Genomic DNA, 14,100 nt, shown 5'->3' on the forward strand with positions numbered 1-14,100 from the left:
AGCTGACCGCCATCTACCGCTATCAGTGCGATGCATGATGGCCTGTCGGCCGACGCATGACCTGAATTTCCGCCATAGTTGTCACGAACCTCAGGCAATGCCATCACTCCGCGGTTCCTTGATGAGCCGCGTGACGGCAGGCGCTGGCAAGCCACGTGGGGCGACACTACACCGCATCAAAGCCAGTTCTGCCCGGTTCAACCAGGGTAGGAGTGTAGGGCAACACGGGCAGTCTCCGGGTTCCGGTGATGGCCAGCGGGCTGAACTACACTGAAAGCTTTGGAGCGCATCGCATCAGCAATTTGCAACTCAAGGAGCCAATATGATTGATGCGCGTACCGGTAGACGTCTTACTACTGACCATCCAGAAGCTGCTGAACGGTATCAGCTCGCTGTTGATCGAATCCTCGGCTCTGAGGCGGGCGCTGCGGAAGCCCTCGATCAGGCTTTGGCGCTAGACAGCAATCTCGCCCTGGCCCTGGCTGCGCGCCATATGCTTGCCAAAGACTCCGGGGCTGCGGACGCCGATTTCTTCAAAGAGCGTGCGCTACTGGCAGCACGAGCTGCACTGCCCTGGGAGCGTGCGCATGTCTCCGCGCTCCTTGGCCTGCTTGAAGACCCCTACACCAACCTTGCGGCTACTGAGGTCTACATCGCTGCCAATCCCAGTGACCTGCTAGTCATCTCGCAGCTTTGTGGTTATCTCATCTTCTATGGCGGGGCGCGCAAGCTTGAGCGCGTTCTGAATATCATGGAATCGGTCGATCCCAGTTTGCAGGATGATTGGGCCTGGCTCGCACGCCTTGGGTTCGCGGCCAGTGAGGCCGGTGATCAGAACCGTGGGCGTGCACTTGTCGAGCGAGCACTGCAGCGGCGCCCACAGGCGCTCTACGTTATCCATAGCTATGCGCATGTGCTGCACGATCAGGGTGAACCTGGAGAGTCATTGGAATTGCTCGGTAACTGGCTAAATGAGCACCGCCTGTCAGCGGAAGGCGGCGTCATGTATGGTCATGTGCAGTGGCACCTGGCACTGGCAGAGTGGCAGTTGGGGCTAACCGAGCAGGCATGGCAGCGCTATGAACGTTACTGCGCACCAGAGACCACTCGCTGTGGTCCGGTGTTGGCTCTGGCCGATTGCGGCGGCTTTTTGTTGCGCGAATACCTGCGCACAGGGGCTACGCGTCCGATTTCAGCCGCGGTTTCGGCCCTGTCCGAGCGCTTCAACTCTATGCTGTCGCATCCGTTTGTAGCACTGCATCTTGCTGGAATTCAGGCATCGGCGGGCGATATTGCTGCGCTTGAGCGAAGCAAGGCGGCTATCACCGCCAAGGAACCCAGCGACCAGACGCGGCTCTCGCTCAGGCTGGTTGATGCTGTCAGTCAGTATGCTAGAGGGCAGTACACTGAGGCAGCCGATACATTGAAGCTGATATCTGCAGATCAACGCGTTGGCGTCGGTGGAAGTCGTGTTGAGCGCATACTAATCGATCTGCTTGAGACAAGAGCAGTTGAGCTCGCTGCCTAGGTCGCAGCATCGCCGCGCTCAAACGACGTGCCGCCGCGCTCGGCTTCCAGCTCAATCCCATGGAGGAGGCCGCCTGAATCCCTTGCCTTCCCCTTTCGCTTCTTCGGATGGCGGCAATGTGTTGGTAACCATTCCGACTAGGCGATTCGAGGTCGCCAGAACGGCGACGAACCAAGCCCCTCTGCCTCAGCGCTTGCTGTGGGCAGCCCGTCAGCTTCACACAAGCAGCGTAATCTCTGGACTGATCAGAAGCGCTCCGACTCAAGACTCCTTACAACGAGCGTGTGATGCTTCGTCAGCATCCGCGGTGTCGGCGGGCCTGGGCGAATTCTGCAGGCGGTAATGCATCGTCTCGCAACGGATCAACATCATTGCCGCGGGTTCCTCATCCGAGCTGTCTAAGTCAGCGTCCGCGGCCACTCGCAGATAGACTTGCCGTGAGACAACGGCGATGATCACAATGATGGCGCCGATGCCGAGCGCTCGGATGGCGATGCGGAGGGTTGGCCCCATGGTGAAATTACACTGGATAGGCAAGAGGCGATGCGCAGTGAGCCTACACGAGACTGTCTCGCGACGGTGTCACGCTTTGGCAGGATTGACACGAACCGTTTTGGGGCGGCGGCGAGCTTGCGCGTTAATGGCATGGTGCTGAAAAGAATGTCCCGTAAATCGATCGAAGCCTTACCGAGCGGCCACTACTGGGCCGTGCCTCATGCGCCCTTCCCACTGGATATGGGCAACGGTCACGATGAGGTGTTTCCCGGCGCCCATTGCCTCAGCGACGGCAAGTGGGTCACCTTCTACAAAGACGGGAAAGAAGTCTGGGCGTGCAACGCCGTGTATGCGGCCGCCCATTTCGATTTTTCTGCCCTGCCCCGTGGCTGCCTGTCCACGGCCGACTGAGATGCCGGCGCCGCCGGCAGACACCCCTGCCCTTCGCCTCCGCTCAAACATAACCTCCCCGGCAACCAGCAGAATCTCGGTGAGCGGGCGTTATGTTCGAACAACGCCCACCCGTTAGCGCACACGTTCGGATGCTCGCGCGCTGAATGCTGGCAGGCCGGCAACCATGCCCTGCCCTTGATGGCACGGCCGATGGTGGAGGCAAGTGGATTTGCGCAGAAGCCGGCCCCGCGGCGCGATCGGCACCGGCTATGCTGGATAGAAGCGGCGAGCCGGTCGGGCCACCGCGTGTTCCATCCCGGTACAAGGAGACAACCGTGAGCAAGCGCTTGAGTGAAGAAGGCATGAATCTGCTCTTTCGCGAGGCACGTACGCACAACGCGTGGCTGAACCAGCCCGTGAGCGACGAAACCCTGCGGCAGCTCTATGACTTGATGAAATGGGGTCCAACCAGCGCCAACTGTTCTCCCGCGCGCATACTGTTTCTGCGTACCGCTGAGGCCAAGCAGCGCCTGCTGCCTGCGTTGGCACCGGGCAATGCGGAGAAGACCATGGCCGCGCCGGTCACCGCCATCATCGCCTACGACATCAAGTTCTACGAACTTCTGCCTAAGCTGTTCCCGCATACCGACGCACGCGCATGGTTCGCCGAGACGCCGGAACTCGCTCTCACCACCGCCAGGCGGAACAGTTCCCTGCAGGGTGCGTACTTCATGATTGCAGCCCGTTCGCTGGGGCTCGACTGCGGACCGATGTCCGGCTTCGACAATGCCAAGGTCGATCACGAGTTCTTTCCCGCGGACCCGAAGGAAAATGCCTTTCAGCTCGAATATTTCCCGGACAGTCACGTGAAATCGAACTTCCTGTGCAATCTGGGCTATGGCGACACTGCCAAGCTGTTTCCGCGCAGCCCTCGCCTGGAATTCGACGAAGCATGCAAACTGCTCTGAGGCGCTCGGACCCGCGCCAACGCGACTAGCAACGTCGCTCGGGAAATACTGTCCTCCGGTCAAGGTAAGGAGGCCGAATGTCGAAAGGTTCTCGGCATTTTCGCAAAGCGGATCTCACTGTACTTTGCATGGCAAGCGCGCTCGTTGCGTGTGCCACAGTGAGGACTTCTGCTCCGCCCGAACTCCAGCCCACCGACGCACGCGGAACGATCGCGGTGTTGCACGCATCCGGAGTACAGATTTATCAGTGCAAGCGCGCGAACGACGGCCGGTTGTTATGGATCTTCTCGGCGCCAGAAGCAACTCTAAAGGATGACACGGGGCAACTCGTCGTCAAACATTACTCTGGACCGACCTGGGAAGCGCCTGATGGCAGCAAGGTGACCGGCAAGGTATTGCGGCAAATGCCCAATGCCCAGGAACCGGACAGCATTCCACTCTTGCTGTTACAGGCAACGAGCACCGGTGGAGCTGGCAAGCTTGCGAGGACGCGTTACGTGCAACGGCTGAATACGCTAGGCGGACAGGCTCTCCCTCAGGCTTGCACACTGGAGGGACAGGAAAATCGGATGCCATATCGGGCGGACTATATCTTCCTGGAATAGCTATGCGAATTAGATGCAGCATTGCCCAATGCGTAGAGACTTCCAAACCAGCGCCTCATTAGGCTGTATCAGCGATGTAACAGTCGGAGGCATTTTGCACGCCACCCAGGCGTGCCGTAGTCGTAAGACCGGCCTCCGGTGCCGGATGGCTCGTTTTATGCATCGGTAGAAGGTTCGGACTACGCTGGCCAGGCATCCGGGGGGCTTCGTCCGCCCGGCGGCGTCCGGCCGATGTACGGAGCAAGGAGGACTGCTATGCCTGCGATTCCGAATGACCGCGTCGACGCGCTGCGCCAGAACGTACGCGGCACCATCCTGACCCCCACCGACGCCGGCTATGACGCTGCGCGCACGATCTGGAACGCCATGTGCGATAAGCGCCCCGCCCTGATGGTGCAGTGTGCCGGCGTGGCTGACGTGGTGGCGGCGGTGAACTTCGCCCGCGATAACGGCCTGCGGCTGGCCGTGCGCGGCGGCGGCCACAACATCGCCGGCAGTGCCCTCTGCGACGACGGACTGGTGATCGATTTTTCGCGCATGCGGTCCGTACAGGTCAATCTTTCCACCCATCGCGCGTATGTGGAGCCAGGCGCCACGCTGGGCGACTTCGACCACGAGGCGCTGGCGGTCGGCCTAGGCACGCCGCTGGGCATCAACTCGACCACCGGGGTGGCGGGCCTGACGCTGGGCGGCGGCTTCGGCTGGCTGTCGCGCAAATACGGCATGACGATCGACAACCTAGTCTCCTGCGACGTGGTGACGGCAGACGGCCAGCGCGTGCTTGCCAATGCCAAGGAGCATCCCGACTTGTTCTGGGCACTGCGTGGCGGCGGCGGCAACTTCGGCGTGGTGACGCTGTTCGAATTCCGCCTGCACAAGGTGGGACCGGACGTGCTGGCCGGCCTGATCGTCTTCCCCGCCGACGAGGCCAGGTCGGTGCTGCGCAAGTACCGGGATTTCGTCGACACCATGCCCGATGACCTGAGCGTCTGGGTGGTGCTGCGCAAGGCGCCACCGCTACCGTTCCTGCCGCCGTCCGTGCACGGTACCGACGTGCTCGCGCTACCGGTTTTCTACGCTGGTGACCCGGCCCAAGGGCAAGCGCTGCTCGCGCCCGTGCAGGCCTTCGGCACACCGTTGGGGGCTCATATCGGCGTGATGCCCTACACCGCGTGGCAAAAGATGTTCGACCCGCTCCTCGGCCCCGGGGCGCGCAATTACTGGAAGTCGCACAACTTCGCCAGGTTGCCGGACGAGGCCATCGACACCATGGTCGACTACGCCGCGCGCCTGCCGTCGCCGCTGACCGACATCTTCATCGGCCTGATCGGCGGCCAGGCCAGCCGGGTCGCGCCCGACGCCATGGCCTACCACCCCCGCGACGCCCGCTTCGTGATGAACGTGCATGCCCGTTGGGAACGCCCCGAGGAAGACCAGGCCTGCATCGCGTGGGCGCGCGACTTCTTCCGCGCCACCGAGCCGCTCGCCGCCGGTAGCGTCTACGTCAATTTCCTGACCGAGGAGGAAACCGGCCGCATCGGCGCGGCCTACGGGCCGAACTACGCAAGGCTCACGCAGATCAAGCGGACATACGACCCGCAGAACCTGTTCCGAGCGAACCAGAACATTGCCCCGGCCAGCGGGTCTTAGGAACCGGCCTGGTCATGACCTGCTACCGGCGGTGGCCCCCTCCCGCATGCGGGAGAAAGGACATCCGATGGCCTTTCATCTTTATGCCGTAACTACCGTTGAGATGGCGCCCAGACGAAAGGCTGTCCAGGGACAGGACCTTCCGACTGGCGCCCTCCCCTCAGTTGACCGAGGTCGGCCATCTACGACCATGCCGCATGATGAAACGCCTTCTTCTTAGATTGGCAACAGCCTCTGTGCTGGTCGCCTCTGCTGGAGTCGCCATGGCGCAAACCACTCCGATGCCAACCACGCCAACCACGAAGATCTTGGCGATTGGCACCTTTCCGCCGGGCACTGACATGCAACTTGTCCAACGCATTCTTCCAACCGAAGTTCGCGAGACGGCGCAGCTCTACCTCGCGGGCAAGATTGACCAGTGGTACTCACTGCAAGACCGGGCTGGGGTGGCGTTCATCCTGAACGTTACGGACGTCAGTCAAGCGCATGAAATGCTTGAGGCGCTTCCCTTGGGGAAAGCGCACTTGATGACATTCTCGCTCCTCCCAATAGGCCCACTGAAGCCGTTGAGTCAGCTGTTGAATCCGCCTTCCCCCCAGTAGCAACTAGAGCGTACTGGGCTGCTGCGCCGCCGGTTTTTCTATCTCGCCGTTTTGGCGATGAAGGCGGTGGTAGACACAGACAGGCAACATCATGATGCGCATGAGCCGGTTAGCCAGGCCACGGCGCCGTTCAGCTCATGGCAGGGAACGATGGCTTCTCGCGAAGGCGTTCCACCATTCAGCCATCGCACAAAAAAAGCCCGCCGAAGCGGGCTTCCATCACATGACGGCCGATCAATAGCCCGCTGCCAGCCCGGTGTTGCGACGCGGATCATTGGCGCCATAGAAGCGGTTATTTCCCACTGGCTTGCCGTTGAGTGACGGCGCGCCGATGATGATCGCCGCCAGGTGATTGGCCGGCTGCGGCGGCCCGAAGTGATGACCCATATCTTCGAGGATCTTTCGCGTGTCCGGCGACAACGTGTAGTCCTCCACATTGGTAAGATCGGGCAGCCATTGCTGGTGGAAGCGCGGCATGTCGACGGCTTCCTGCACGGTCATGTTGTAGTCGATGGCATTGATCATCGTCAGCATGACGGCCGTGATGATCCGGCTGCCGCCCGGCGTTCCCACTACCATCACCGGCTTACCGTCCTTGGTGACGATGGTTGGGCTCATCGACGAGAGGGGACGCTTCCCTGGGGCGATCGAGTTGGCCTCGCCCTGTACCAGGCCATACAGGTTCGGCACGCCGACCTTGGCGGTGAAGTCGTCCATCTCATCGTTCAGGAGCACGCCTGTTTTCGCCGCCGTCACCTTGGCGCCGAACCAATCGTTGAGCGTGTACGTGACCGACACCGCATTGCCGTACTTGTCGGCAATCGAGTAGTGCGTGGTGTTACTGCCCTCATGCGGCTCCACACCCGGCTTGATGTCCTTCGACACACCCGCCTTCTTCGGATCGATCACGGCACGAATCCTGGCGGCGTAGTTCTTGTCGAGAAGGCGGTCGAGCGGGTTCTTCACAAAGTCCGGATCGCCCAGGTAGCTATTGCGGTCGACGTAGGCATGGCGCATGGCCTCGATCTGGTAGTGCACTGCCTGCGCCGAGTGATAGCCCAGTTCCTTGAGCGGATAGCCCTCCAGGATGTTCAGCATCTCGCAAATGATGACGCCACCCGAACTGGGCGGCGGTGCGGATACAACGTGATAGCCGCGGTAGTCACACTCCACCGGCGCCAGTTCACGCGTCTTGTAGGAGTCCAGGTCTTCCTGCGTGATCAGGCCCTTTCCAGCGCGACTGGAAGCGACAATGGCCTGGCCCACCCAGCCCTGGTAGAAGCCTTCGGTTCCCATGGCACTGATCGCTTTCAGCGTCTTTGCCAGATCGTGCTGCACCAGCTTCTGGCCTACCTCGAACGGCTGCCCCTTGTTCAGGAAGATCGCTCCAGAGGCTGGATCCTCCTGGAAGTCCTTGGTCGAGGTGTGCAGCATGTCCACGTCGCCCTGGTCGAGCGTGAAGCCGTTTTCGGCAAACTTGATTGCCGGTGCAAGCAGGTCGGCGCGCTTCATGGTGCCGTACTTCCGGCGCGCGTATTCCATGCCGGACACCGTGCCGGGAACACCTACCGCGAGATGGCCCTTGGTGGAGGCACCCTTGATAACGTTGCCATCCTTGTCAAGGTACATGTTCGCGGTGGCACCCTTGGGTGCGACCTCCCGGAAGTCAAGGAAGGTCTTGCGGCCATCGGCAAGCTGGATGGTCATGAACCCGCCGCCACCCAGGTTACCCGCTGCCGGGTACACCACGGCCAGCGCGTAGCCCACTGCGACCGCGGCGTCGACCGCATTGCCGCCGCGCTTGAGCACATCCACGCCCACCCTGGTAGCCAGATGTTGGGCGGTGACGACCATGCCGTTCTCGGCGGCGACTGGGGCAACAGAAGCAGCGTATGACGACGGCGCAAAACTCGTAGTCAGACACAGGGTCGCAATTGCGGTGTACCACCGCAAACCTGATTTCGATTTCATAGACTCCCCCCGGGTGAATGCCGTTATTCAGAAGAACTTATATAAGCGAAAACGTCGAAAACGTACGCATGCGCCTTGCACTTGTCGGCCTCTGGCGTCGTTCTGATAAACACCAGACGCAGTACGCCGGCATTCGGCGACTGCCAGGGCAGACAATCTTCTCACAGAAATTCCGCACTTTCCTGCCTCTTTGCCGCCACCCTCATGACTCATCATCCTGCAGCGACAGGCGGTTCAGCGTGGTATGGGAAGATACGCTTCAGCTAGCGTCATCGGACGACGGCATTGATACGGGAAAACCATGATTGCCCCATCCCGGCCATTTGATCGCGGTCGGTCAGGAGCGGACGATGGAATCGCACTTACGTTGATGATCCAATATCATGTTCGCTGCGACCGCAGACGGTGCCTGCTTCGTCGTAAGTCACGATGTCAAGCGTTTCTGCCAGGTCAGGGGGAACGAAGTAGCGTGTGATCTGCTCGAATTCGGTTTCCGAAGTCTGGAACGGATGCTCTCCTCGCGCATTCCGCGCGCGCAGGCGCGTCTTGCAAACCTCGTCACTTACGTCAAGATAGTGAAGTCGGTGTCCGCATCCGGCACGCTTCGACAGGCCATGACCCCACGCGCGCGATGCAACGGTATTGAACGGGAAATCGAGTACCACGGAGACACCTGCGCAGAGCAGGGAATGCGTATGCTCTGCAATGACATTCTTGATGCGCCCTGCGCAGCGGACATAGTCCTCGAACGACAGAATTTCGCCCGGATAGAGGCGCGACATCCAAACGTCTTCGCTGATCAGTATCGTTCGCTCAGCGCCAGCAAGCGTCGCCGTGAGAGTCGACTTTCCTGATGCGATCTTGCCGCAGACCATATGGAGGGTTGTCGCGGCATCCCACGCCGCACCGTGATTCTTCTTTGCAGTCAGCATTTCCAGGCGCTCCATTCAATGCCCAGAAAGCAAAAACCCGCCTTCCGGGCGGGTTGTCATGACGTTGAACTCAAGTCGATAGCTATCCCGCCGGCAACGTGTCGGCGCAAATAATCGAGTTGATGTGCGATCGGTTCATGCGCCAGAGCATAGCGAATCGCGCTTATGCGCGCAAGCAGTAAGCCACCCCGCAGATCGGCAAAGAACCTGAATTAAGCCATGCCGCGAAGCGAAATCGGCCTGCTCGAACTGTTAGGCCGCGCCCTTGTCACGGCGACGCGGGCGTGTCAGCCTTTGTCGAGGTTTCCCGCGACAGGCGCGAGCGCCCAGTCAAGCGCGAAGTCGGCGACCTCCTCCCAGCCCTTCTCGCCGCAGGTGTAGTGACTGCGGCCTGCGAACAGCTTGTATGCAGTGATCGCCCGCGAGTGCTTGGTGTTCTTCTCGAAATTCTCGTGCTGCACGACCGGCGGCAGGATGTGGTCGTTGCCGCCAGCAACGAAGAGTAGCGGTGCGCGCTTGTCGTTGGCGAAGTTGTAGGCTGTCGCGGCATTCGGGGTGAAGTTCGCGAACCCTCCCTGGAACAACATCCGCCCCGACACGGGGACGGCGTACCGCTCATAGACAGTCTTCGATTCCTCGACGCTCAAGTTGTTCGTGAACGCGTAGTGGAATTCCTTCTCGGTGATCGGCACCGCCCGGCGCAGGTTGGCCGGGTTGCGCAGGACCGGGAACGTTGCCTTGATCTCGCTGAAAGGCAGCGCCAACACCCCCTTCACCGCTGCACCGTCGATGGAGACGCCGGCCGCGCCGAAGCCGGCGTCGAGGAGGAGCTGAACAAAAGCCCCGCCGAACGAATGCCCCATGATGATCGGTTTCGTGTCGAGGGCGGCGATCACCTTGGCCAAGTGATCGAAGACCTCGCGCACGCCCAGGTTCACCAAGGGTGTTGGATCCCGCCGGAGCGCCTCGACTCCGGCAATACCCGGCTCGATCCCTGGGTACCCAGGCGCAATCACCCGCATTCCTCGTTGCTCGTAACGGGCTACCCAATGCTCCCAAGACAACGGCGTCATCCAGAGACCGTGGATCAGTACAACCGTGTCTGTACGTGCTTCTACCTGCATATGACCGCTCCCATGATCGTTGGGTTACGAAAACCATGCCTGTGGCTTATCGAGATCTTCTGAACATGTGAGGCATGCAGAAAGAACGATCGTTCTATCAGACTCCTTCCGCGGCCTGTTGTCAAGTGCGCTCAGCTATAGTTCGGAAATGAACATGCACACTGAATCGCATTCACCGCGTGACCGCCTCCTCGCGGTGGCGTCGGCGCTCTTCTACGCCGAAGGCATCAAGGGCGTGGGCGTTGACCGAATCCTGGCTGAAGCGGGAGTCACCCGGGCCACGATGTACCGGCACTTCGCAGGCAAGGAAGGTCTGGTCGTTGCGTACCTAGGGCGCGAGGACGCGATCATCCGCAACTACTTCGCCGCCGCAGATGCAGCAGGCGGCAGCCCTACCGACCTGCTGGTCGCGGTCATTGACGGGATCGCTGAGGACGCCCATCGTTATCACCGGCGTGGCTGCCCGTTCATCAACGCCGCAGCCGAATACCCCGATGGAGAGATTCGCGACGTCATCGACGGGCATAGGGCCTGGTTCCGCCAGAAGCTCGGTGCCGTGTGCAAGGCGGCGGGAATCCCGAACGCAAACCAAGCCGCCGCCGCCTTGGTACTACTGCGTGACGCCGCCCTCGTCGGTGTCTACCTCGACGGCGACGCGGTGACGACCACCTTTCGTCGCACGGCGCGCCAGGTAGTTGGGCTGAGCTGACCGCGCTCCATTTGTCGTTGCTGCAGGCTGGCCGTTATTCGTGCTACGAGCCTTGGGCCGACGGCGCCTCTCCGCGCTTCGTCGCTCGCGACTACGCGAACATCTCATGGAGACTGCGCAGGATCACCGCTGCACAGGCGAGCCACACGGCTCCGACCAGCGTGGCGATGGCTACGGCATGGGGCGATGACGAGTATGCCGCCGCCAGCAGGATGGCTCGCCCGTGGCCAGCATGCCGGGCTTGTCGGTGGCGAAAATGGCATAGAAGCGAGGCATTGCGATCATCCTTGCGAGGCCGGGTCGAGGACGAAGTCATAGCGTGCTTCACGGAACGGGCCTTCGATGCCGAAACGCCGCGCCAGCGGATAGCCGGCAGGCCGTTCCTCGTAGGCCACCTGCAGTGACTCCTTGACGCCAAACACCGCATCCGAGTCCAGGTATGGATCGCCCTGATTGAACAGATGCGTGACCAGCCTGCGATGGCCGGGCGCATCGATCATGAAATGCAGATGGGCCGGCCGCCACGGATGCCGCCGGGTGGCGGTGAGCATGCGGCCAACCGGCCCGTCGGTCGGGATCGGATAGCTCACCGGCACGATGGTGCGGATGGCGTAGTAGCCCTCCTCGTCGGTGCAATAGCGGCCGCGCAGGTTGCCAGTGGGCTGGGCGGCGTCCTGGCCGGAATACATGCCGTTCTCCGCAGTCTGCCAGATGTCGAGCACGGCGTTGCGCAACGGGGTGCCGTCGGCAGAGAAAACGCGGCCGTGGACCAGCGCCGGGGTACCGGGCGTGACGGCCATGTTTTCGCCACAGGCGCGATCGGGCATGCCGGCAATGTAGAACGGGCCGAAGACGGTGGTGTCGGTGGCGCCCGTGGACTGGCGATGGTTGATCGCATCGACGAGCATCGACACGCCCAGCGTGTCCGACAACAGGATGAATTCCTGGCGGACCAGTCCGTCGCACATCTTGCCGGTGTCAGTCAGGAACTGGATGGCGGCAAACCACTCTGCTTCCGTCGGCTCAAGTTCACGGACGTAGGCGTGCAAGTGGCGAACCAGCCCCTGCATCAACATGCGCAGGCGAGGGTCGGGGGTATCGGCGAAGCGGGCGACGACCTGCTCGGTCAGCGCGGCTTCGGCGGCAGCGTGGGAGGTTGCGTCCATGATGTCCTTCCTTTCTCGTGGTTCTTCTCGTGGTTGCCGCATTCAGGCCGGGCTTTCGCCGCGCCAGGCGCGTCCGAGCAGCGCCCGGACTGCCTCGCGCTCGACGGGCCTGGGGTTGTAGTAGGGGTTGGTGCAGGCCAGCAGCGCGGCCTCGTCCAACCCGCCCTCGGGCATCCCGATGGCCGACAGCGCCGTGGCGATGCCCAGCAACTGGTTCAGCCGGAACAGCAGGACGCCGGCATCCTGCGCCTCGCCGCCGCCCAGTGCCCGCGCCACGCGTTCCAGCGCCCGCGGCGCGGCGGCGTGGTTGTAGTGGGCGGTATGCGGCAGCATTGCGGCGTGCGTCTGCGCATGAGGCAGGTTGAACGTACCGCCGAGCGTATGGCAAAGCTTGTGATGGATCGCCATGCCAACCGTGCCCAGGCAGACGCCTGCCAGCCACGCGCCGTACAGGGCGCGGCCGCGGGCGTCGATATCGTCCGGCCGTTGCACCACGGCGGGCAGCGACCCGGCCAGCGCGCGAATCGACTCCTCCGCCATCAGGCTGATGATCGGGTTGGCGTCTTCGGCATACATCGCCTCGACCGCATGCGCCATCGCATTCATGCCGGAGGCGGCGGAGATCTCGGCCGGCAAGGTCAGCGTCAGTTGGGGATCGTAGACAACGGTGCGCGGCAACACGCGCTGGTCGCGGCCGGTCTTTTTCAGGCGCCCTTCGGTCAGGCCATAGATCGGCGTGACCTCCGACCCGGCGTACGTGGTTGGCACGGCGATGATGGGCTGCCCCGAAACGAGGGCGATGGCCTTGCCGAGCCCGATGGTGGAGCCGCCACCGACCGCCACGTAGCAGTCGGCGCCAAGCCGCGCGGCCTCGTCCCGGGCGGCTTGCGCCACCTCGATCGGCACATGCATCACCGCCTGGCTGTAGACGCCCGCCGAGCAGTCTCCAAGCAGCGCGGCCACGCGCTCGCCGAGCGGCCGCTGCTCCGGCGTGGTGAGCACCAGCGCGCGCCGCGCGCCGAGCCGCTTCACCTCGTCCGGCAGCGCTGCCAGCCGGCCCGGCCCGAAGACCACCCGCGACGGTGTGGCCTGGTAGACAAACGATTCCATCACCCCTCCTGACGAATTGACCTGACCGAGTGCTTCAGCGCTTGAAGTGCGGCGGTATCGTGGCGTCCACATTGACCCATACCGACCGCGCTTCAGTGTAGTCGTGCATGGCCTCGAAACCCATCTCGCGACCGTAGCCGGACTGGCCCAGCCCGCCGAACGGGCTGCCCGGGTTCACCCGCTTGTATCAGTTGATCCAGCACATGCCGGCCTGGATGCCATTGGCCATCCGGTGGGCGCGGCTCAGGTCGCGCGTCCACAGGCCGCTGCCGAGGCCGTACTCGGTGGCATTGGCGATGGCCAGCGCTGCGTCGTCGCTGCCGAAGCGCAATGCGGTGACGAAGGGACCGAACACTTCCTCCTGCGCCACACGATCATGCGGCCTGGCCTCGACGATGGTGGGCTCTACGTAATAGCCCTTCTCCAGCCCTGCAAGCGCCGGTGCCCGGCCACCGGCCAGCACGCGCCCTCCCTGCTCTCGCGCCACGCCGGTATAGGACAGGACCTTGTCGCGATGCTGCGCCGACGGCAGCGGTCCCATCTCCGTATCCGGATCGAGCTGGTCAGGACCATGCTGCCGGAGCTGTCGATCAGCACCATTTTCAAAGGCACGATCCCGTTCCTGGCCGCCAATGTCATCGCCCTGGTGCTGGTCATTCTTGTGCCGGGCATCGCGCTCGGGTTGGTCGGATTGATGCGATAGCTGAATCCACGTGCCTTCGGCCCCATACTCGCTGGAAGGATAGACAACGGCGGTTCGCGGCGATCTACGGACGCCGCTCCCTGCGAGGCGGCACCATAGAACGGACCGTCGTGCGCAGGTCACGTCGGGCTAGTTGTCAGGTCG

Annotated in this window: 13 protein-coding genes and 1 pseudogene; 8 read left to right on the forward strand and 6 right to left on the reverse strand. The window is 62.3% G+C overall.

Annotated features, from left to right (window positions below):
- The first annotated feature begins 322 nt into the window (after positions 1 to 322).
- The 6 genes from AC1Z3O_RS28190 (at position 323) to AC1Z3O_RS28215 (ending at position 6,241) form a co-directional block, all read left to right on the forward strand.
- Positions 323 to 1,528: a tetratricopeptide repeat protein gene (locus AC1Z3O_RS28190; RefSeq protein ID WP_483519589.1), complete on the forward strand. Its 1,206-nt coding sequence runs from the start codon at positions 323 to 325 to the stop codon at positions 1,526 to 1,528.
- A 660-nt stretch (positions 1,529 to 2,188) separates the two neighbouring features.
- On the forward strand, positions 2,189 to 2,434 hold the full coding sequence (locus AC1Z3O_RS28195) for a hypothetical protein (protein ID WP_483519591.1): 246 nt from the start codon (positions 2,189 to 2,191) through the stop codon (positions 2,432 to 2,434).
- Positions 2,435 to 2,751: 317 nt separating this feature from the next.
- Positions 2,752 to 3,384, forward strand: a complete 633-nt coding sequence (locus AC1Z3O_RS28200) for a malonic semialdehyde reductase (protein WP_483519593.1) — start codon at positions 2,752 to 2,754, stop codon at positions 3,382 to 3,384.
- A gap of 77 nt (positions 3,385 to 3,461) precedes the next feature.
- Positions 3,462 to 3,989, forward strand: a complete 528-nt coding sequence (locus AC1Z3O_RS28205) for a DUF3455 domain-containing protein (RefSeq protein ID WP_483519595.1) — start codon at positions 3,462 to 3,464, stop codon at positions 3,987 to 3,989.
- A 255-nt stretch (positions 3,990 to 4,244) separates the two neighbouring features.
- Positions 4,245 to 5,639: an FAD-binding oxidoreductase gene (locus AC1Z3O_RS28210; RefSeq protein WP_483519597.1), complete on the forward strand. Its 1,395-nt coding sequence runs from the start codon at positions 4,245 to 4,247 to the stop codon at positions 5,637 to 5,639.
- A gap of 197 nt (positions 5,640 to 5,836) precedes the next feature.
- Positions 5,837 to 6,241, forward strand: a complete 405-nt coding sequence (locus tag AC1Z3O_RS28215) for a hypothetical protein (RefSeq protein WP_483519599.1) — start codon at positions 5,837 to 5,839, stop codon at positions 6,239 to 6,241.
- A 234-nt stretch (positions 6,242 to 6,475) separates the two neighbouring features.
- Here the strand turns inward: AC1Z3O_RS28215 and ggt are convergent, their stop codons facing one another.
- The 3 genes from ggt to AC1Z3O_RS28230 all read right to left on the reverse strand — a co-directional run bounded on the left by ggt (position 6,476) and on the right by AC1Z3O_RS28230 (position 10,268).
- Positions 6,476 to 8,212: a gamma-glutamyltransferase gene (gene ggt, locus AC1Z3O_RS28220; protein WP_483519601.1), complete on the reverse strand. Its 1,737-nt coding sequence runs from the start codon at positions 8,210 to 8,212 to the stop codon at positions 6,476 to 6,478.
- 362 nt (positions 8,213 to 8,574) lie between these two features.
- On the reverse strand, positions 8,575 to 9,144 hold the full coding sequence (locus AC1Z3O_RS28225) for a P-loop nucleotide/nucleoside kinase family protein (RefSeq protein WP_483519603.1): 570 nt from the start codon (positions 9,142 to 9,144) through the stop codon (positions 8,575 to 8,577).
- A gap of 287 nt (positions 9,145 to 9,431) precedes the next feature.
- Entirely contained in the window at positions 9,432 to 10,268 is an 837-nt protein-coding gene (locus AC1Z3O_RS28230; protein WP_483519604.1) for an alpha/beta hydrolase, read from the reverse strand.
- 154 nt (positions 10,269 to 10,422) lie between these two features.
- Between AC1Z3O_RS28230 and AC1Z3O_RS28235 the strand changes: the two genes are divergently transcribed.
- Positions 10,423 to 10,977 (forward strand): TetR/AcrR family transcriptional regulator, encoded by a 555-nt coding sequence (locus tag AC1Z3O_RS28235; RefSeq protein ID WP_483519606.1) that lies wholly within the window; start codon positions 10,423 to 10,425, stop codon positions 10,975 to 10,977.
- Between the two features lie 281 nt (positions 10,978 to 11,258).
- Here AC1Z3O_RS28235 and AC1Z3O_RS28240 read toward each other — a convergent pair whose 3' ends face one another.
- The 3 genes and pseudogenes from AC1Z3O_RS28240 to AC1Z3O_RS28250 form a co-directional block, all read right to left on the reverse strand.
- The gene (locus AC1Z3O_RS28240; RefSeq protein ID WP_483519608.1) at positions 11,259 to 12,143 is read right to left on the reverse strand and encodes an intradiol ring-cleavage dioxygenase; all 885 of its coding nucleotides are present in this window, start codon (positions 12,141 to 12,143) and stop codon (positions 11,259 to 11,261) included.
- A 42-nt stretch (positions 12,144 to 12,185) separates the two neighbouring features.
- Positions 12,186 to 13,253, reverse strand: a complete 1,068-nt coding sequence (locus AC1Z3O_RS28245) for a maleylacetate reductase (RefSeq protein WP_483519610.1) — start codon at positions 13,251 to 13,253, stop codon at positions 12,186 to 12,188.
- 34 nt (positions 13,254 to 13,287) lie between these two features.
- A pseudogene (locus tag AC1Z3O_RS28250) lies at positions 13,288 to 13,812 on the reverse strand (aldehyde dehydrogenase family protein); the annotation flags it as partial.
- A gap of 12 nt (positions 13,813 to 13,824) precedes the next feature.
- Here AC1Z3O_RS28250 and AC1Z3O_RS28255 point away from each other — a divergent pair.
- Positions 13,825 to 13,956 (forward strand): hypothetical protein, encoded by a 132-nt coding sequence (locus AC1Z3O_RS28255; protein ID WP_483522158.1) that lies wholly within the window; start codon positions 13,825 to 13,827, stop codon positions 13,954 to 13,956.
- The last annotated feature ends 144 nt before the right edge of the window (positions 13,957 to 14,100 follow it).

It is taken from the genome of Cupriavidus sp. 09_S30 (assembly GCF_056930435.1).

Excerpts from the sequence above, each read along its gene's own strand:
- ggt (WP_483519601.1), bottom strand. The coding sequence starts at position 8,212 with ATGAAATCGAAATCAGGTTTGCGGTGGTACACCGCAATTGCGACCCTG.
- AC1Z3O_RS28240 (WP_483519608.1), bottom strand. The coding sequence starts at position 12,143 with ATGGACGCAACCTCCCACGCTGCCGCCGAAGCCGCGCTGACCGAGCAG.
- AC1Z3O_RS28195 (WP_483519591.1), top strand. The coding sequence starts at position 2,189 with ATGTCCCGTAAATCGATCGAAGCCTTACCGAGCGGCCACTACTGGGCC.
- AC1Z3O_RS28235 (WP_483519606.1), top strand. The coding sequence starts at position 10,423 with ATGCACACTGAATCGCATTCACCGCGTGACCGCCTCCTCGCGGTGGCG.
- AC1Z3O_RS28205 (WP_483519595.1), top strand. The coding sequence starts at position 3,462 with ATGTCGAAAGGTTCTCGGCATTTTCGCAAAGCGGATCTCACTGTACTT.
- AC1Z3O_RS28215 (WP_483519599.1), top strand. The coding sequence starts at position 5,837 with ATGATGAAACGCCTTCTTCTTAGATTGGCAACAGCCTCTGTGCTGGTC.
- AC1Z3O_RS28225 (WP_483519603.1), bottom strand. The coding sequence starts at position 9,144 with ATGCTGACTGCAAAGAAGAATCACGGTGCGGCGTGGGATGCCGCGACA.
- AC1Z3O_RS28210 (WP_483519597.1), top strand. The coding sequence starts at position 4,245 with ATGCCTGCGATTCCGAATGACCGCGTCGACGCGCTGCGCCAGAACGTA.
- AC1Z3O_RS28230 (WP_483519604.1), bottom strand. The coding sequence starts at position 10,268 with ATGCAGGTAGAAGCACGTACAGACACGGTTGTACTGATCCACGGTCTC.
- AC1Z3O_RS28190 (WP_483519589.1), top strand. The coding sequence starts at position 323 with ATGATTGATGCGCGTACCGGTAGACGTCTTACTACTGACCATCCAGAA.
- AC1Z3O_RS28245 (WP_483519610.1), bottom strand. The coding sequence starts at position 13,253 with ATGGAATCGTTTGTCTACCAGGCCACACCGTCGCGGGTGGTCTTCGGG.
- AC1Z3O_RS28255 (WP_483522158.1), top strand. The coding sequence starts at position 13,825 with ATGCTGCCGGAGCTGTCGATCAGCACCATTTTCAAAGGCACGATCCCG.